Here is a 16,843-nt window from a genome sequence, read left to right as displayed (position 1 = left end):
CGAGCCCGTTTGCAGGCTCCCGGCGCGGGTCAGGTAGCGCTTCTGCGACAATGGACCAATCATGATCCCATGAGACCTGGGGCCCGGCTCCCGGAATTCAACTCCGACGGGAACGGATTGGCCTTTGGCCGCAATCCGCCCCATCCACGGCGGCGCACTTCCTGGGCACCCGACTGATCGATGGAGCCGATCTTTCCCATCCCGATGAGGTCCCAAAGCCGGCCTTTTGGAAACGAAGCGGCCGGCGAAGACGTTCTGTCGAGCACTGTTCCGGTGCCAAGAGGTGACCATGGAACGCCTGCCAACCCTCTGGGAGTTCTTGCGGACGAGCTTCTGGTTCGTCCCTAGCCTCATGGCGGCCGGCGCCGTCGGATTGGTGGCGCTCACCATCTCCGTCGAGCAGTCGATAAGCCTGCCATCTCGCTGAAGCCATGCCTGTCTGTGCTCCACCTCCTTCGACGCGACCTCCCGGTCAGAAAGGTGTAGAATTGCTAGCCTCGGCGGCCTTGAGTCCGCCAGGAGGCGGCGCCGCCAATAGAGAGGCGTCTATGCTGTTCGTGATTATGGGCAAGGCCAAAGCCGGCACCGCCCGGGAGCGGATCGCTCGCCGCGTCAACTTGCAGTACCCGGCGGACGTCCGGGTCACCGCGGAATACTGGCTTCTGACGGACGAGCCGAAGCTGATCACCATCGCCGAGGCCGACAATGTCGCCTCGATCATGCGGGCGATGGGCGACTGAGACGACGTCTTCGAGCTGACCGCCGTGCCGGCCATGACGGCCGAGCAGGGCCTCGAACTGGCGAGGCAGCAGATGCAGACAGGCTCGGCTGCTTGAGCCCTTCGTTCGAAAGAAAGGTGATTGGGGTTTAGCGGGTGCGTCTCCGTCCCGCGGGGAACACCCCAGCCGGCACTGTCAAGTTGTCGGAGAAGGAGACATCTATCCCAGGTACAGGTCTGGATCAGGCGGCACTCGCGACGCAAGTCACGTCAGTCCAGACCTGAAAGGCCCACGCACGGGCACGGCGATGATCAGCGGCGTTGGTGTTGGCAGGGCGGCGGAAGAGATTGGCAACCTGATCATGGATCGAGAGGAAGCGCTGAGCCTGCCCGGCTGACTTGAAGCGCTTCATGATGCGCTCCCGTCGTCGGGTCGGCTGATGGCTATTCTCGGCACGATTGTTCAAGCTTCGATGCTGTCGATGCTCAACACCTGGCATGACAACCCTTTTCGCAGCGGCATAACTGGCCAGCTTGTCCGTGATCATCGCCCGAGACGCCGCACCCTGCTTCTTGAGCAGCTTACGCAGCAGGCGCTCGGCCGCTTTGGCGTTGCGGCGGCTCTGGACCAGGATGTCGAGCACGACCCCGTGCTGGTCCACGGCGCGCCACAGCCAATGCTTCTGGCCCGCGATTCTGATCACCACCTCATCGAGGTGCCATTTGTCTCCGGGTGCCGGAAGGCGCCGGCGGATCTGGTTGGCAAAGCTCTGACCGAACTTCAGTGCCCACTGCCGCACCGTCTCATGGCTGACCAGGATGCCGCGGGCCGCCAACATCTCCTCCACCATCCGGGGACTGAGCGGAAAGCGGAAGTACAGCCACACGGCATAACTGATCACTTCGGCGGGGAACCGGTGACGGGCATAGCGAGCGTGGCGAGGCGGTTTCATCCCTCACGTATGTCCCGATCCGGTCACCCCCTGCTTAATTTGACGGTGCCGGTTTGACTGCCGTGTTCGCGTCAAACCGCACCTTCAGTTATCAAAAGCCGCTCGACTTCTTCACGAACCGGAATTCCTGCCCGCCCACCGGGCCGCGTACATTTGAGAGCGGAAGCTCCGTTGGCGAACTGGGCCGCCTTCCGGATGTTGTTACCTTCGGCTAGCGCTAGCGCAAAGGCCCCATGGAAAACGTCTCCTGCGCCAAGAGTATCAACCACGGTGACTCGAAAACCGGGTTCCCTCTGCAGTGTACTGCCCTCAAGCCAGGCGAAGCCGTTCTGACCAATCGTCACTCCGACATGGCCGGGCGTTTGGTGGGATATCCGTAAGAGCGCCTCCTGCAGGTCGTTTACACCCGACATCTGGAACAACGCAGGCTTGGAGAAGACAGCAAAATCCGCAAGCGGAACAAGTTGCTGCACGACATCATCCGGCGCCAGATCAGCGTCTAGTACGGTGGGAACACCGAGGTGCCGAGCGTGCTTCAGCACAGCTGCGCTGGCTTGGGGCCATCGAACATCGACCAGCACCGCATCAGCGGTGGCAAGATCCTCAAGAGGAAGCCAGGAAGGGTCAGCATCCAGCCCTGGGTCCGTGTACGAGATGATCAGGCGTTCTCCCATCGAGTCGACCAGCACCCCGGAGACGTTGGAGAGTGCGCCTGGAACAGACCGTACGCAAGGAGCAACACCCCATTCAAGCAGTTCCTCAATGATCCGGCGGCCGACGGCATCCTCTCCAACTCGTGCCCAAAGGCCCGCCTGACCGCCGAGACGGCTGACTGCAACGGCTGCTGTTGCAGCAGGGCCTCCGCCGATCTCGCGATAGGAGTTGGCAAAGACTTTGGTGGCTTCCCTTGGGAGGTCGGCTACGCCGAAAATCTTGTCCATCACCGCGAGGCCAACAGCGATTACACGCTTCATCGCTCCTCACCTTACCTGCAAGCGCCAAGCGTTATGGCTGAACGCCTAGCTGTTCGAGTTGCCTAACCACTTCATCGACAGCGTAGGGGGGGCTTGTCAGAACTCTTGCCTGTTGGCTTTTTCCAATCTGTGGCAGAACTCGCGCCATAGATGCTTGAGCAAGCACGACAAGGTCGTTAGATCGCGTAGCTGCGTCGAGGGCGCACGCAATGAGGGCATTATGACGGGTTTGATCTCCTTGAAGCAAAGCCGCGTAGGCACCCTCGACTAGGACTTCGTCAAGCACGATGGTGCGGGCCTGCTCCTGCGCTGTCCTGCGGAGAAGATCGCCAGTCGGCTTGAGCGTTGTGGATAAGGTCGCCAGAACACCAATTCGAGACCCACGGGAGACGGCATCCCTGGCCATTCCCGCATCGACCCGCACAATCGGTTGTGCAATGTCACCCTGGGCACGAGCGCAGAGATCGCCGATGGAGGAACAGGCGTTAAGGATAAGGTCGACGCTCTGCTCCGACATGATCCGTGCATAAGTGCGCCACCGCGGCTCGACGGCGTCAAGATCGCCCCCATTCTCGCGGAGTTCCGGAAGTATGGAATCATCAAGCAGGTTGATCACAGTCGCGTTCGGCTCGCGCTCCTTGATAAGTTGCCCGAACACATCAATGGTCGCACGCGAAGTATGGATAACGCCGATCTTGCGAGCGTTGCTCATAGATAGGACCTCAAGTTACAGGGCAGAGAGTTAACGTGACCCCGGCTGCTTGCAGCCAGGCCTGAGCGTCCTTTGGGCATTGTTCAGTCGAAACTAGGTAGTCAATGTCCTCAGCTCGGGCGAAGCTAGCAAAGCGGCGGCTACCAAATTTTGAGTGATCAACCAGAATGACCGTCTTCCGGGCCGCCTTTATCATAGCGCGCTTCACCTGAGCCTCGTAAGGGTCGGCGCTGGTGAACCCACTGTCTATATCGACAGCGGCAGCTCCGATGAATGCCCAATCGGCGCTGATCTGGGCCAATTCGTGCTCGGCATCTGGACCGATCGTGCTCAGGGAGCCAGGAACAAGTCTGCCTCCTACGACGTAAGTCGTGGCACTTGAAAGATCGGCGCAGCGCTGTGCCACGGGAATGCTGTTGGTCACGATCGTCAGGTTAGGATGTTCGCAGAGATGACGGGCCAGCGAAAGGGTGGTGGTTCCGGCGTCGATGATCACTGCCTGACCCGGTTGCACGAGGTGAGCGGCGGCGGCGCCGATTGCGTCCTTCGCCTGCTCCTCTACCAAGTGTCGTTCACTCACTGGCGGGATCTTGAGATGATGCAGGCTGGGTGAAGCTTTCAAGACAGCGCCGCCGAAGACCGGATCGACCAGTCCTTCCGCCGAAAGGCGCTTAATGTCCCGGCGGATGGTCTCCTCGGATACGCCGAAACGCCGGGCTTGTTCCGAAACGCGAAGGCTTCCTTGCTCGAAAAGCAATCGGCGCAGTTGCTGATTACGCTCGGCGCTAAGCATTTCGCTCCTCTTAGGCAACATCGTATTGCGACGTATCAGGGCCCATCCCGAAATCAAGCCTTGCCCGCACTTAGAAGGAAAGTTTCGATCTTCTCAACAACAGTTCGCTCAACGGCATCTTGAGCAGTGCGCATCTGCTCAGGCGGCAGCGCCCGACAGGCAACGTCCGTGAGGCGCTCTGTTCGCCCAAGAGACGTAAGCATGGCGTGTTCCAGGTCAGTGGCAATGTTGACCTTGCTGATGCCGCCTCCTGGAAGCCGAATTGCGTCATGAATCATTGAGGCAGGCACGCCCGATCCGCCATGAAGGACGAGATGGACGCCTGTTAATTCCCGGATCGCCTGAAGGCGAGCGAGATCGACGCGCGGCTTTCGTGTGGTGTAGTGGCCGTGTGCGGTGCCAACAGCAACTGCCAGTGCGTCAACGCCAGTTTCTGCAACGAAACGCCGTGCTTCGTTAGGATCGGTGAAGTGTTCTTCATCCTCATCCGTCTCGACGAAGTCAGTGGTTCCGATCTTCCCGAGTTCAGCTTCTACGGACACATTGCGCGCATGAGCCAAGCGGACGACGTCAGCGCTGACGGCGATATTCTCCTCGAGCGGCTTCGCGGACTGGTCAATCATGACCGATGTAAAGCCAGCGTCGATTGCTTCCCTGATGACTCGAATGTCGAACGTGTGGTCAAGGTGAAGAACAACCGGAACAGTCGGCTTCACAGCATCATAGGCTTTGAAAAATGCCTCCCCGAAATAATGAGGCGTGGTCCCGTAGCGCTCGAACTCGCGCTGAGAGATCTGAACGATCAGAGGGGAGCGCGTTTTCTCTCCCGCCCGCAGGATCGGTTCAATCATGCTCGTATAACGTGGTGCAAATGAACCGAGTGCGTAGCCTCCCTGCTCGGCTGCTGCAAGGGCAGGAGCAAGGCGGAGAAGAGATGCCGTCATTATAAATTTCCTTGTTTGGCATACCTGGGGAGATGCTCACATGACCAGTTCTGGGAGAAAGAGCACCAGTCTCGGAACGAAAAGCAGGAGAATTGTGACTACTAGGAGCGGGATAATAAACGGCGCAACAGCTATGATGATCTTGTACAGCGGGACGCCCGAAATGCGATTTAGCACAAACAGCACCATTCCAAAGGGCGGCGTCAGAAGCCCGATCATCATGGTGAGCACGATGATCACGCCCATGTGCATTGGATCCAAGCCGGACGTTTGCATAATTGGCAGGAGGACAGGCGTCAGGATGATTATGGCGGCAGTTGCCTCTAGGAAACAGCCGACGATGAGCAGAAAACCGATGATAATCAGGCCAATGATTAATGGATTTGTCGAGATGTTGGCCATCCACATCACCATCGCATCGGTCAATCCAGCTCGGGTGACGAGATAGCCATAGATCATCGCCATGGACACAACGAGCATTATCACGCCGGTGTCCACGACAGTGGAACGGGCGATCTCGATGAGGCCGCGCCAGGTAACAGCGCGATAAATGAATACGGACAAGAACGTAGCATAGAGGGCTGCCACTGCCGCCGCCTCCGTAGGAGTAAAGACGCCCGAGATGATGCCGCCGATTAGGAGGGCCGGTGTCAACAGGGGAAGAAATCCGTGGCGAAATGTGGTCCAGACGCGCTTCGCCGAGAACTCAGGTCCTCTCGGCAGGTTTTTCCGGCGCGCGATCATAGCAATCCAAACCATGAGCGCTGCACCCATCAGAAGCCCCGGCACCAGCCCGGCAACCAAGATGCCTCCGACCGAGACATTGGCCATTAAGGCGTAGATGACCAGCGGCACACTGGGCGGAATGATCGGGCCGATAGTAGATGAAGCAGCGACCACAGCAACCGCGAAATCCTCCTCATAGCCCTCTTCACGCATTGACTTGATCACAACGGTGCCGAGTCCCGCAGCTTCGGAAACGGCAGTGCCTGTCATCCCGGCGAAAATCACACTTGCGACGACGTTCACCTGCGCCAGGCCACCCCGCAGGGTGCCTACAAGGGATTTGGCAAAATCATAGATCCGGGTCGTGATGCCGCCGACATTCATCACCTTGCCCGCATAGATGAAAAACGGCACCGACAGGAGCATGAAGTTGTCGATTCCGCTTACCGCCTTCTGCACCATGAAGGCCGCATTGAACGGAAATCCGCGCTCAAGGATTGTGATGAGGATCGCGGTACCGCCGAGCGCAAACGCCACCGGAACCGCGATAATGAAAAGCCCGAGAAGAATTAGAACGTAAGGTCCAGCCATTTCAGTGCATCCTGGCAATCACGCGGGTGATGTCTCGGACGAGAGGCGTCGCAGCGTAGATTGCCATCAAGCCATAGCTGGTTGTGAAAGCGAGATACGCCCACCCGTTTGAGATCCATTCGACAGTTGAAAGCGTGGTCGGCCAGACCGAGTTCACGAGCGGAATGCTGCCGACGAAGAGAAATACAATAACGGCTAGACTGACTAGCCGAACAATGGGTCCCATCACCGCATCCCAGCGCGGCCCGACGACTTCTGGCAGGGTGTCGATGACGATCAGAGAGCCCTCGCGGGCCCCTAGGGCGGCTCCAAGGAAGGCAAGCCAAATGAAAACCAATCGGCTCACCTCTTCGGTCCAGGGGACCGAAATGGAGAGAATGAACCGGCAGACAATCTGAATGTTTACAAGAGTAAGGGCCGCCGCGAAGAGCAGTGCGGCAAGGATGTCCAAGCTTCGGTTGAACCTTTGCATTCTTGTTCCCCGTTGCGGTCCCTTGGCTTAGGAGCGCCTATTCAGCGAATGTTCGCGATCTCGTCGGCTGTCGTGACCGACCACTGTTCGCTGAATAGCTTGTCGGCCGCTGGTTTCGCCTTGGCCATGAAGGCTGCGTAGTCAGGTTTGGTGAACTGCATTCCCGCCTGTTGCAGCTTCTCTCCTAGAGCCTTCTCACTGGCCGCTGCCAGCTCATCACCATAGGCAAGCGCTTCCTTCGCAGCTTGGTTGACAACCTCCTTTTGCTTTGCCGAGAGCCCCTCATAGAAACGGTCGTTCATTAACCAGAGGGATGTCGCGTAGAGGTGGCCAGTAAGAGCGATGTATTTTTGTGCTTCCTGGAGCTTGAAACTAGCGATCTGGTCGAACGGGCCATCTGAGGCCGAGACCACGCCGAGTTTAAGAGAGGTGAAGAGTTCTGGGAGTGCTATCGGCACAACCACAGCGCCAGTAGCCGAAAACGCATCGATGAAGGGCTTCGACTGCCCCATTCGGATTTTCATCCCCTTGAGATCGTCCACCGAATTGATTGGCGTATTGGACGTGATATGACGGTATCCGCGGCCCATCATGCCGATGGCGCGGATGCCGTGATTTTTCTTGAAATTGTCTCGTACTTCGTCGCCGAGCTTGCCGCTCCATGCCTTGTAAACGTGCTCCTTATCGCGGAAAACGAAGGGAGCGTCGAAAAACGAATACTTGGGCGTAAGCGAGACGATCGGGTAGGTGCCGAGAACGCCCATTTCCAGTTCGCCGAGCTTCAGAGCCTCGACGATGTCTTTCTCTCCGCCCATCTGCCCGCCAGCGAAGAGTTTGACCTCAATATTGTCCTGACTGCGCTCCTTCACCAGATCGGCGAAGCGCTTGGCAGCCTGCATCATGTCGGTCGTCTGCTCGAAGGCGCTCGCAATTCTGATAGTCACCTTCTTGTCCTGGGCAAACGAAAGCGCAGGCGCAACAACTGTGAGGGATAGGCATCCCAGAAGCCCAAGGGCCGCACGGCGTAGCATGTTGGTTTCCTCCACCTTTTCGGCTTCTTCGAACCGATAGGGAAGGCTAACATCACATTGAATGCCACACAATACCGCATTGCTTCACGCGAAGCCACAATGCCTGGTCCTTTTGCGTGTGAATTCATGTGGGGGTAAGCGAGAATACTCCCGAACAGGTGCTGGGGCAGCGGATCCCAAAACTCAGTGCGCACGGTGAAATGCTCCCTCTTGTGGGAAAGCAAAACACCAGAGTGATAAAGTTACTTTAGTCGGCAGATGATGTAGCCGATGTGGAGCCTCCCACAGGAGGAGCACAACCCGGAGACGTGCTGGACAAAGGTGTCGAAGTCTGGCGATGGCAGCCCAGCATATTGGTTGCTGATGGGTAGCGCGCATCACTCAACCAGCAGATGCACGACCGTCTCCTTAAGAATCAGTGTCACCCGGAACGCGCGTACGGAGTACCAACTCCTGATGGCGTCCTCCGACTCGGGCCTGATCGCCCGTCGATAGATCTGCGTGCTTGGGGTTTTCCTGCATGTTAGCGGTTCGCGACCAGCGCATCGGCAAAGGCATTGGCGACTTCGCTCCCAAGTTTGCCGGCCTTAAGGAGCTATTTGAGGTCGTAGGAGAGAACACTCTGGTAGAACATGACGGCACCGTCGAGGATGCCCCGCGACATGGATCCGAACATCTCTGGCGCAGGCATGCGGATTGGAGGTGGCGGTTGCCGTGCCCTGTGCCCGTGCCGATGTTGTAACGCGGAAAGGGCCATGCGCCGCTGCCATGCTACGGCAGGGTCACGTCCCGCATGAGTGCGCCGCTTCCACATTCACTCAGAGGAGGAGCCGAGATGTATGACCCTGCCGATTTCAGCCTCAACGGTCAGGTAGCCGTCATCACTGGCGCGGGGGCGGGCATCGGCCGCGCCATCGCCAAAACCTTCGCCGCTGCTGGTGCCGCGGTAATGGTCAGTGACCTAAGGACCGTAAAGGCCGAGGCCGTCGTCCAAGAAATCTGGGGCCAGGGCGGACAGGCGGCCGGTATGACCTGCGACGTGACAAGGGAGGACGACCTTGTGGCGCTGGTGCGACAGACTGTTGAGCACTTCGGCAAGATGACTACACTTGTCAGCAACGCCGGCGGTGGTGGGCCCAAGCCCTTCGACATGCCCATGGCTGATTTCCGCCGCGCCTTCGATCTGAATGTCTTCTCCCTGTTCCGCCTGGCCCAGCTCGCCACGCCAGAGATGGAGCGGGCTGGCGGCGGCTCGATCGTCGCCATCACCTCAATGTCCGCCGAGAACAGGAACAAGCGCATGGCCGCCTATGCGTCCTCAAAGGCAGCCACCAGCCATCTGGTACGCAACATCGCCTTCGATCTCGGCCCAAAGGGCATCCGCGTGAACGGGATTGCTCCCGGCGCCACGCGCACCGACGCCCTGAAGGCCGTGTTGACCCCCGAGCTCGAGGTGCGCATGCTGGCCCACACCCCGATCAACCGGCTGGGCGAGCCGCAGGACATAGCGAATGCCGCGCTATTTTTGTGCAGCCCGGCGGCAAGCTGGATCAGCGGGCAGATTCTGACCGTCTCGGGCGGAGGCGTGCAGGAGATGGATTGATGCGCCTTATTCCCCTTCTCACCGCGGTGGTGATTTCAGGTCCTACCGCCGCAATGGACAAAACAATGATGAGCGCAGCCGAGAGTGACCCTGTCCGCATGGCTCAGCTTGTCGCCACAGGAAAGGATCGCGACAATATGTTCGCTTTTTGTTCTTTCTTTCGCCACACAAATCCTTAGGGTCAGGCTCGTCTGTTAAGCACTGGATTCGGGATGATCACGGATAAGACAAAAGCGATTGAGACTGCCGTCAGTCAAATTGAGCGAGCCTTTGGCAAGGGCGCCATTATGCGCCTCGGCGGCGATCAGGTTGTCGAAGTGGAGACGGTCTCTACCGGATCGCTGGGCCTCGACATTGCTCTCGGCGTCGGCGGTCTGCCTCGCGGCAGGATCATTGAGGTTTATGGACCGGAATCGTCCGGAAAGACAACGCTCGCGCTCCAAACGATTGCCGAGGCCCAGAAGAAGGGTGGAGTCTGCGGCTTCATCGACGCCGAACATGCCCTAGATCCGGTCTACGCGCGCAAGCTAGGCGTAAATCTGGACGATCTCCTCGTGTCCCAGCCCGATAATGGCGAACAGGCACTCGAGATTGCCGATACGCTCGTGCGGTCAAGCTCTGTGGATATTCTAGTCATCGACTCGGTGGCGGCCCTGACCCCGAAGGCCGAGATCGAGGGAGAGATGGGCGAGAGCCGTCCTGGTCTCCAGGCCCGCCTGATGAGCCAAGCACTACGCAAGCTTACCGGTTCTATCAGCCGCACCAAGACGATGGTGATCTTCATCAATCAGATCCGCATGAAGATCGGCGTCATGTACGGCTCGCCGGAGACCACGACGGGCGGCAACGCGCTGAAGTTCTACGCCTCGGTCCGCCTCGACATCCGCCGCACGTCCACTCTGAAGGATCGCGACGAGCCGATCGGCAACCAAGTGCGGGTCAAGGTCGTCAAGAACAAGGTTGCGCCGCCCTTCAAGCAGGTCGAATTCGACATCATGTTCGGTGAGGGCATCTCGAAGATGGGGGAACTTATCGATCTTGGGGTTAAGGCCAACGTCGTCGAGAAGTCCGGCGCTTGGTTCTCCTATGACAGCCAGCGTCTCGGGCAGGGGCGTGAGAATGCCAAGACCTTCCTAAAGGACAATCCTGAGATTGCGGCCGAGATCGAAGGCAAGATCCGCCAGAATGCAGGTCTCCTGATCGCCGAGTTGCAGGGCAACGATGACGTGAGTGCATCAGAGGATGCCGCATAAGATATCCCCGAAGCAAAACCTTTGTCAGAACGACGCTGCCAGACCTCTTCCTTCAGGGAGAGGGCCGAAGGCGTAGCAAGCGTGGCTTGTTCGTGATCCGTCCGCGCGATCGCGGGATGAAGGTCCTTCGCTCCACCCGGTTCAAGCTGTATCCGAACCAGACACGGGTGCGGGAACTTTCCAACACGGCGGGCGCGGCGCGGTGGATCGACAACTGGGGCCTCGCCGAATGGCAGGCGCGGTCCAAACCCGCCTGGCTGACGGAGGTGCCATCTCAGGGTCGCAGCAGGCGCTGATGAACCTCGGACGAGCTTACCAGAACCTGCTGGACAAGGCGACGACGGCCATCGTCCGGCGCTCGCCGAACATCGCACATGAGGATCTTCGGATCCGCAACATGACGGCGTCTGTCAGAGGTCTTGGCGAGAACCCCCGCACGAATGTCCGGAAGAAGGCCGGGCTGAACCGGGCCATCCTCGCGCCAGGAGTGCAGCGCCTGCGGGCCTGTCAGCCCCGACAACCGGCAGAGCCAGGCGAGGTTCGTGTGCACGACATGCGGTCATTCTGAGACCACCGACGCCAATGGCGCCAAGGTGATTGCAACACGAGGAGAGGTTCTGCTCGTAGCCCGCAGGAACGCGGCCACGGGACACGTGGCATCGGGACGTGGAGCCACCGTCAGGCTTGGAGCGGCGTTGCCGCGCCGGGCAGCGGCGACGAAGCGTCAACCTGCTCACCCACCACGCCGCAGGGCGTGAGGGACTTGGGAATCCCCCTCCTTCAGGTAGGGGAGGAGGTCAAAAGAAACTGACGTTTCCTTCCGCGTCAAACCTTCGGTAACGTAGGACCTAATTTCAGGAGGAAGGAGCCGAACGTGAGAGCAGGCGTAGAGTGGGATCCGAGGAAACGCGTCCGGAAAATCTCGTATAGGCTCGTCGAATGGGCGAGTGAGACCGGAACACCGGGCGAAGCGGCCTTCGCCGCCAAGCTCAAAGGCCTGTTGCTTGAGATCCCTTACTTCCATGACAATCCAAACCACGTTCGACTGGTGGACAGCCATGGGGACCCTATGACGAAGAGCGTCATCGCAGTGGTTCGCGGACCGGGCACTCGCACTCTTGCAATGGCTGGTCATTACGACGTCGTCTCCGCGGAAAATTATCACGATCTCGCACCCTTGGCTTTCAAGCCGGATGAACTGCTCCCCGCCTTGCTGGCTGACCTCCAGAGTCGCCCGCTCAATGCCGTCGAGCACCGCGCTCTGGTCGATTTTCGCACAGGCGACTTTCTCCCCGGAAGGGGGTTGCTCGACATGAAGAGCGGAATTGCCGCCGGAATCGCCGTGCTGGAGGCCTTTGCGGCGGATTCCGACAGGCAGGGCAACCTCGTCCTCATTGCTACTCCCGACGAAGAGCGTGGATCTCGGGGCATGCGAAGCCTTCGTGACACGCTGCCCTTGATTGCGGCCGACTTTGGCCTCGAAATCGCAGCGGGCATCAACCTTGATGCGACGAGCGACCAAGGCGATGGCGAGGAGGGCCGCGCTATTTACCGCGGCACCATCGGCAAGGCACTTCCGTTCGGGCTCGTCATCGGACACTCCTCCCACGCCAGCTATCCTTTCGAGGGCATCAGCGCTCAACTGATCGCGTCAGAGGCTATGAGGGCGATCGAAGGTAACCCGGCTCTATGCGACAGGTCCGACGGAGAGGTTTCGCCGCCGCCGATCTGCCTTGAATGTAAGGATCTGCGCGGCGGCTATGAGGTGACCACCCCTGAGCGCGTCTGGATCGCGTTCAATTGGCTGTCGCACCAATTGGGCCCACGTGATTTACTTGAACTCTTCGCCCAAACGGTGGAAAAGGCGATGGAGACCGCCATCAACCGATTCAACGAGCACGCGGAAACCTACGCGACGATACTAGGAACGCCGCAGTCAGCACCTGTTGGCGACGGGCAGGTGATCACAGTTGGTGAGCTGCGCGAGAGACTGCGGCGAAGCGGTGGAGATGCAGCGCTTGCGCGCATCGCCGCGCTGGAAGCCGAAATGCAGAACTGCGATAATCCGCTGGCCCTGACGCGGGCGATCGTCAGCGCGATGGTCACCGAAGCCGGTGTTGTCGGTCCTGCGGTGGTGGTGGGGCTCAGCAGTCTTCTATATCCGCCTGTCCATCTGGGAAGTACGGCCGGCCACAAAGCCTTTGCGAATGCAGTAGAAGGCGCGCGGTTAGAGTTCGAGGCCGCCGGCGGTTCACCAATCAAGTATCGAGAGTATTTCACCGGCATCTCTGACATGAGCTTCTTCGGGCACCGGCCCGACGAGGCCGATCTCTCGTTCATTGCCGAAAATACTCCCGCGAGCTCGCTCGTTGATACCGTCCACCGGGACACTCTGTCGTTTCCTGTCGTCAATATCGGGCCATGGGGCCGCGAATTTCATCAACGCCATGAGAGGGTGCACGGGCCATATGCATTTGACGAGCTTCCCAAATTACTGCGAGCGGTCGCGTCGCGATTTCTGGCAGATGGACAGCCCTCGGATCTGCTGCACCTTTGAGGTCTCCTATCTAAGCGGTGGTTTCAGTTCAGGCGCTTTCAGGCGTTCCACATTCCCGATGTTTGATGCCAATCGCGGACCCTTGCCTTTGTTCGAGATCGACACCGCTTTCCTGGCTAGCTTGTTCATTATGACCGACGTCATTGTCATTGAGCTGCCAGAGTAGTTCGAATTGTTCGCTGCCTAAACGTGCGTCCAAAGGCCAGCCCGTTCTTTGTCTACTTTCCCAATTTGCGACGCAATCCCTTCTTCGGCTGAAGATTCATTTCCGTGTAGAGCCGAGAGTGGTTCGTCGCGCCAAGGCAACGGTAATCCACTCTCCATTTCAGCTTTCAACCACAACCAGCCGCTTGGCTGGGATCAGCCTTGCAGTCCAGTTGGTCAGAAACTCGGGCACGTCTGCCCCTGGCAACGGTTTGGCATAGAGATATCCCTGCCCATTCCCGCAGCCCATCTGTCGCAACCGCTGCGCCTGCCCGAGGGTCTCGACTCCTTCTGCCGTGACCTGAAGGTTAAGGCTGCGCCCAAGACTGACTACAGCCGTGACGATGGCTTCGTCGTCGGAGTCCTCCTCGATGTCGCAGACAAAGCTCCTGTCGATCTTGATGTGATCAACCGGGAACTGCTTGAGATGAGTCAGAGACGCATAACCTGTCCCGAAATCATCCAGCGCAATCTGAACCCCTCGCTGACGGAATTGCTCCAGAGCGGCGGTGGTCGCCTCCATCTGCATATCCAGTAATACCTTCTCGGTGATCTCGACCTCGAAGTATGTGGTCGGCACTTTGGCGAGGTCCAAGATGCGCAGGATGTCGCTCGCCAAGTCAGGCTGGATGAACTCTGCGTGGGAGAGGTTAATCGCCACGCGACCAATACTCAGGCCCATGCTGAGCCAACGGCGCATGTCGGAGGCTACCTTGCCAATTAGGCGCTTGCCAACCGAAGTTGCGAGTTCAGGATCATCAAAGGCAGCGCCGAAGGTGGCAGGAGTGAGCAGACCTTGGGTCGGATGCTGCCAGCGCGCGAGTGCCTCAAAGCCGACGATCTCACCCGTCACGAGACTGACCTTCGGGTGATAGAAGGGAGCGATCTCATCGCGGGAGGTCGCCTTTCGCATCTCTCGACGCAATACGACGCGCCGCTCGGTTTCGTCTCGCATGTTGGGCGAATAGGTCACGACCCGGTTCCGTCCTCCGTACTTGGCCCGGTAGAGAGCCAAGTCAGCATCCTTCATCAACTCTGTGGGGGCGGCATCGTGATCGGGGAAGGAGGCTACTCCGATGCTGGTCCTGGTTATCAACATCTGACCGGCATACGAGAATGGCAGGCCAATCTTCTTCGTGATGCCTTCGGCAAGCGTGGCCGCATGTTGCAGCCTGGACGATGTCAGGAGAATAGCAAACTCGTCGCCACTGAGCCGCGCCACGGTATCGCACTCCCGTGCTCCGGATGACAGGCGATGTGCCACTTCCATCAGAAGGGCATCACCTGCATCGTGTCCGAACGAGTCGTTGATTCCTTAAAGTTGTCGAGATCGATCAGCAGAAGACTGACACTGCCCCCATTTTGCTGAGCGTCAGCAAGCGCCTTCTCCAGGCGGCGCTGGAGGAGGCTTCGGTTCGGCAGTCCCGTGAGCGGATCATGGCTTGCAAGCCACCAGAGATCCTGCTCGGCCTCCTTGCGCTCCGTGATGTCGTAGGACACACCAACAACGCGGTTGGGACCCGCCTTCTCGCCTCGAGAGGCCAGCCAAAGGGTCTTGCCAGCAGGTGTCTGGTATCGGAACTCAATCGTTCCAGTACCCTCGTCATCGACTTGCGCGATAAACCGATCCCGCAGAGGCTTATCTTCGGGATGGATGCTCTCCAGAAACTCCGAAAGCGGGCCCGACCCGACTCCAAGCAGGTCCTGAGAGTTTGGGGAGCGTGTGACATAATTGGTTGTCAGGTCCTGCTCCCACGCGACTATTCGCCCAGCTTGCAAGGCAAGCCGCAGCCGCTCTTCACTGGCGCGAAGCTCCCTTTCCGCGCGCTGCCGGGCTGTGATGTCGGTGTATGTGCGAACGGCACCACCTTCCGGCAGCGATACAGTCCGGATTTCCAGCACGGTACCGTTGGGCCGGGTTCGCTCGTAAGCGCTCGGGCCAGACAAGAAATTTCCCGTATGCGCGAGCTTGAGGCCCTCATCGCCTTCAGGCGCAACGTCACCTGGTCTGCCTCCTGCAAAGTGATCCTCCCTGAAGTATGGCTTTTGAGCCGAAGGAGGAGTGAAGATGGGCAAGAAGAGACACACCGCTGAGGAGATCGTCGCCAAACTGCGGCAGGTGGACGTGTTGACGGCACAGGGTAGGACGGTGGCAGAGGCCATTCGCCAGATTGGCGTGACGGAGGTCACGTACTATCGCTGGCGATCCGAGTACGGTGGGCTGAAGTCGGATCAGGTCAAGCGCCTGAAGGAGCTCGAGATGGAGAATGCACGGTTGCGCCGGGCAGTCTCCGATCTCACCCTGGAGAAGCTGATCCTCAAGGAGGCGGCCTCGGGAAACTGGTAAGCCCCGCCCGCCGTCGCGTCTGTGTGGATCATGTGATCGCCAAATACGGTGTCTCGGAACGGCTGGCCTGCCGGGTGCTAGGCCAGCATCGCTCCACTCAGCGCAAGACCCCCCAGCAGCCGGAGGATGAAGCGGCCCTGACCGCCGACATCATCGCCCTGGCTACCCAGTACGGCCGTTATGGCTACCGGCGCATCACAGCCCTGCTGCGGGACGCCGGCTGGCTCGTGAACAAGAAGCGGGTCGAGCGGATCTGGCGACGGGAGGGGCTCAAAGTGCCGCAAAAGCAACCGAAGAAAGGACGGCTCTGGCTCAATGACGGATCCTGCATCCGGCTGCGGCCGGAATATCCCAACCACGTCTGGTCGTATGACTTCGTCGAGGATCACACGCATGATGGCCGCAAGCTCCGCATGCTCAACATCATTGATGAATTCACGCGCGAGTGCCTGGCCATCCGGGTGAACCGGAAGCTGAAAGCCGTCGATGTGATTGATGTGCTCTCAGACCTGTTCATCCTGCGTGGCATCCCAGGCCATATTCGTTCCGACAACGGCAGCGAATTCGTGGCCAGAGCTGTGCGCGAGTGGATTACGGCCGTGGGCGCCAGAACCGCTTACATCGAGCCAGGCAGCCCCTGGGAGAACGGCTATTGCGAGAGCTTCAACTCGAAACTTCGAGACGAACTGCTGAAAGGAGAGATCTTCTACACCTTAGAAGAGGCAAAGGTGATCATCGAGAGCTGGCGCCGGCATTACAACACGGTGCGCCCGCACTCAACGGGCGCTGAAGATGCAGTGCCGACGCGCGAAGTCCGCGTGGTGGGCTCCAGATACGACGAAGCCCTCGCGGAGGGCTGTCTGCGGGGGTTTTTTTGTGTGTTGGTTGCGGGGACAGGATTTGAACCTGTGACCTTCAGGTTATGAGCCTGACGAGCTACCGGGCTGCTCCACCCCGCGCCATGG

At 59.2% G+C, this 16,843-nt stretch carries 17 protein-coding genes, 1 tRNA gene and 2 pseudogenes; 10 read left to right on the top strand and 10 right to left on the bottom strand.

What is annotated here, in order from left to right:
• Positions 1-289: 289 nt before the first annotated feature.
• Together DES45_RS24900 and DES45_RS23900 are read left to right on the top strand one after the other, a co-directional pair.
• Positions 290-427, top strand: a complete 138-nt coding sequence (locus DES45_RS24900; RefSeq protein ID WP_147282499.1) for a DUF2254 domain-containing protein — start codon at positions 290-292, stop codon at positions 425-427.
• Between the two features lie 121 nt (positions 428-548).
• A complete protein-coding gene (locus tag DES45_RS23900; protein WP_114773364.1) occupies positions 549-740 on the top strand; it encodes a hypothetical protein in 192 nt (63 codons plus the stop codon).
• A gap of 220 nt (positions 741-960) precedes the next feature.
• On the opposite strand, the gene DES45_RS23895 is transcribed toward DES45_RS23900, so the two are convergent.
• The 8 genes from DES45_RS23895 to DES45_RS23860 all read right to left on the bottom strand — a co-directional run bounded on the left by DES45_RS23895 (position 961) and on the right by DES45_RS23860 (position 7,914).
• Positions 961-1,671, bottom strand: coding sequence for an IS6 family transposase (locus tag DES45_RS23895; protein WP_114773362.1), 711 nt, complete (start codon positions 1,669-1,671; stop codon positions 961-963).
• A gap of 71 nt (positions 1,672-1,742) precedes the next feature.
• Positions 1,743-2,645 (bottom strand): sugar kinase, encoded by a 903-nt coding sequence (locus tag DES45_RS23890; RefSeq protein WP_114773360.1) that lies wholly within the window; start codon positions 2,643-2,645, stop codon positions 1,743-1,745.
• Positions 2,646-2,676: 31 nt separating this feature from the next.
• Positions 2,677-3,357: an aspartate/glutamate racemase family protein gene (locus tag DES45_RS23885; protein ID WP_114773358.1), complete on the bottom strand. Its 681-nt coding sequence runs from the start codon at positions 3,355-3,357 to the stop codon at positions 2,677-2,679.
• A gap of 10 nt (positions 3,358-3,367) precedes the next feature.
• A complete protein-coding gene (locus DES45_RS23880) occupies positions 3,368-4,150 on the bottom strand; it encodes a DeoR/GlpR family DNA-binding transcription regulator (protein ID WP_170151622.1) in 783 nt (260 codons plus the stop codon).
• Positions 4,151-4,203: 53 nt separating this feature from the next.
• Positions 4,204-5,094 carry a class II fructose-bisphosphate aldolase gene (locus tag DES45_RS23875; protein ID WP_114773353.1) on the bottom strand — a complete coding sequence of 297 codons (891 nt, stop codon included), beginning with the start codon at positions 5,092-5,094 and terminating at the stop codon, positions 4,204-4,206.
• 36 nt (positions 5,095-5,130) lie between these two features.
• Positions 5,131-6,411 carry a TRAP transporter large permease gene (locus DES45_RS23870; RefSeq protein ID WP_114773351.1) on the bottom strand — a complete coding sequence of 427 codons (1,281 nt, stop codon included), beginning with the start codon at positions 6,409-6,411 and terminating at the stop codon, positions 5,131-5,133.
• A gap of 1 nt (position 6,412) precedes the next feature.
• Positions 6,413-6,883, bottom strand: coding sequence for a TRAP transporter small permease (locus tag DES45_RS23865; protein WP_114773349.1), 471 nt, complete (start codon positions 6,881-6,883; stop codon positions 6,413-6,415).
• A 41-nt stretch (positions 6,884-6,924) separates the two neighbouring features.
• The gene (locus DES45_RS23860; RefSeq protein ID WP_114773347.1) at positions 6,925-7,914 is read right to left on the bottom strand and encodes a TRAP transporter substrate-binding protein; all 990 of its coding nucleotides are present in this window, start codon (positions 7,912-7,914) and stop codon (positions 6,925-6,927) included.
• Positions 7,915-8,749: 835 nt separating this feature from the next.
• Here DES45_RS23860 and hdhA point away from each other — a divergent pair.
• The 7 genes and pseudogenes from hdhA (at position 8,750) to DES45_RS23830 (ending at position 13,327) form a co-directional block, all read left to right on the top strand.
• On the top strand, positions 8,750-9,517 hold the full coding sequence (hdhA, locus tag DES45_RS23855; protein WP_114773345.1) for a 7-alpha-hydroxysteroid dehydrogenase: 768 nt from the start codon (positions 8,750-8,752) through the stop codon (positions 9,515-9,517).
• On the top strand, positions 9,517-9,696 hold the full coding sequence (locus DES45_RS24895; RefSeq protein ID WP_147282498.1) for a hypothetical protein: 180 nt from the start codon (positions 9,517-9,519) through the stop codon (positions 9,694-9,696). The genes hdhA and DES45_RS24895 overlap by 1 nt, the downstream gene beginning before the upstream one ends.
• Positions 9,697-9,729: 33 nt before the next feature.
• On the top strand, positions 9,730-10,770 hold the full coding sequence (recA, locus tag DES45_RS23850; protein ID WP_114773343.1) for a recombinase RecA: 1,041 nt from the start codon (positions 9,730-9,732) through the stop codon (positions 10,768-10,770).
• A gap of 116 nt (positions 10,771-10,886) precedes the next feature.
• Positions 10,887-11,066, top strand: coding sequence for a helix-turn-helix domain-containing protein (locus tag DES45_RS23845; RefSeq protein WP_147282497.1), 180 nt, complete (start codon positions 10,887-10,889; stop codon positions 11,064-11,066).
• A complete protein-coding gene (locus tag DES45_RS23840; protein WP_114773339.1) occupies positions 11,066-11,338 on the top strand; it encodes a hypothetical protein in 273 nt (90 codons plus the stop codon). The genes DES45_RS23845 and DES45_RS23840 overlap by 1 nt, the downstream gene beginning before the upstream one ends.
• A pseudogene (locus tag DES45_RS26415) lies at positions 11,295-11,528 on the top strand (hypothetical protein); the annotation flags it as partial. The gene DES45_RS23840 and the pseudogene DES45_RS26415, both read left to right, overlap by 44 nt.
• Before the next feature lie 116 nt (positions 11,529-11,644).
• Positions 11,645-13,327 (top strand): M20/M25/M40 family metallo-hydrolase, encoded by a 1,683-nt coding sequence (locus DES45_RS23830; protein ID WP_114773335.1) that lies wholly within the window; start codon positions 11,645-11,647, stop codon positions 13,325-13,327.
• Between the two features lie 328 nt (positions 13,328-13,655).
• Here the strand turns inward: DES45_RS23830 and DES45_RS26265 are convergent.
• Positions 13,656-15,413: pseudogene (locus DES45_RS26265) on the bottom strand (diguanylate cyclase domain-containing protein); the annotation flags it as partial.
• 186 nt (positions 15,414-15,599) lie between these two features.
• Between DES45_RS26265 and DES45_RS23815 the strand changes: the two are divergent.
• A protein-coding gene (locus tag DES45_RS23815) for an IS3 family transposase (protein WP_245571873.1) occupies positions 15,600-16,804 on the top strand; the annotation gives its coding sequence in 2 pieces (ribosomal slippage) (positions 15,600-15,864 and positions 15,864-16,804; 1,206 coding nt in all).
• Here DES45_RS23815 and DES45_RS23810 read toward each other — a convergent pair.
• Positions 16,761-16,837 (bottom strand) — tRNA-Met (locus tag DES45_RS23810). The genes DES45_RS23815 and DES45_RS23810 overlap by 44 nt on opposite strands.
• Positions 16,838-16,843 lie beyond the last annotated feature (6 nt).

The sequence above is a fragment of the Microvirga subterranea genome, from assembly GCF_003350535.1.
Classification (GTDB): Bacteria; Pseudomonadota; Alphaproteobacteria; order Rhizobiales; family Beijerinckiaceae; genus Microvirga; species Microvirga subterranea.
This window is presented reverse-complemented; position numbering and strand designations above follow the sequence as displayed.

Excerpts from the sequence above, each read along its gene's own strand:
- DES45_RS23890 (WP_114773360.1), bottom strand. The coding sequence starts at position 2,645 with ATGAAGCGTGTAATCGCTGTTGGCCTCGCGGTGATGGACAAGATTTTC.
- recA (WP_114773343.1), top strand. The coding sequence starts at position 9,730 with ATGATCACGGATAAGACAAAAGCGATTGAGACTGCCGTCAGTCAAATT.
- DES45_RS23900 (WP_114773364.1), top strand. The coding sequence starts at position 549 with ATGCTGTTCGTGATTATGGGCAAGGCCAAAGCCGGCACCGCCCGGGAG.
- DES45_RS23885 (WP_114773358.1), bottom strand. The coding sequence starts at position 3,357 with ATGAGCAACGCTCGCAAGATCGGCGTTATCCATACTTCGCGTGCGACC.
- DES45_RS23895 (WP_114773362.1), bottom strand. The coding sequence starts at position 1,671 with ATGAAACCGCCTCGCCACGCTCGCTATGCCCGTCACCGGTTCCCCGCC.
- DES45_RS23865 (WP_114773349.1), bottom strand. The coding sequence starts at position 6,883 with ATGCAAAGGTTCAACCGAAGCTTGGACATCCTTGCCGCACTGCTCTTC.
- DES45_RS23870 (WP_114773351.1), bottom strand. The coding sequence starts at position 6,411 with ATGGCTGGACCTTACGTTCTAATTCTTCTCGGGCTTTTCATTATCGCG.
- DES45_RS23845 (WP_147282497.1), top strand. The coding sequence starts at position 10,887 with ATGAAGGTCCTTCGCTCCACCCGGTTCAAGCTGTATCCGAACCAGACA.
- DES45_RS24895 (WP_147282498.1), top strand. The coding sequence starts at position 9,517 with ATGCGCCTTATTCCCCTTCTCACCGCGGTGGTGATTTCAGGTCCTACC.
- DES45_RS23860 (WP_114773347.1), bottom strand. The coding sequence starts at position 7,914 with ATGCTACGCCGTGCGGCCCTTGGGCTTCTGGGATGCCTATCCCTCACA.
- hdhA (WP_114773345.1), top strand. The coding sequence starts at position 8,750 with ATGTATGACCCTGCCGATTTCAGCCTCAACGGTCAGGTAGCCGTCATC.
- DES45_RS23875 (WP_114773353.1), bottom strand. The coding sequence starts at position 5,094 with ATGACGGCATCTCTTCTCCGCCTTGCTCCTGCCCTTGCAGCAGCCGAG.
- DES45_RS23880 (WP_170151622.1), bottom strand. The coding sequence starts at position 4,150 with ATGCTTAGCGCCGAGCGTAATCAGCAACTGCGCCGATTGCTTTTCGAG.
- DES45_RS23840 (WP_114773339.1), top strand. The coding sequence starts at position 11,066 with ATGAACCTCGGACGAGCTTACCAGAACCTGCTGGACAAGGCGACGACG.
- DES45_RS24900 (WP_147282499.1), top strand. The coding sequence starts at position 290 with ATGGAACGCCTGCCAACCCTCTGGGAGTTCTTGCGGACGAGCTTCTGG.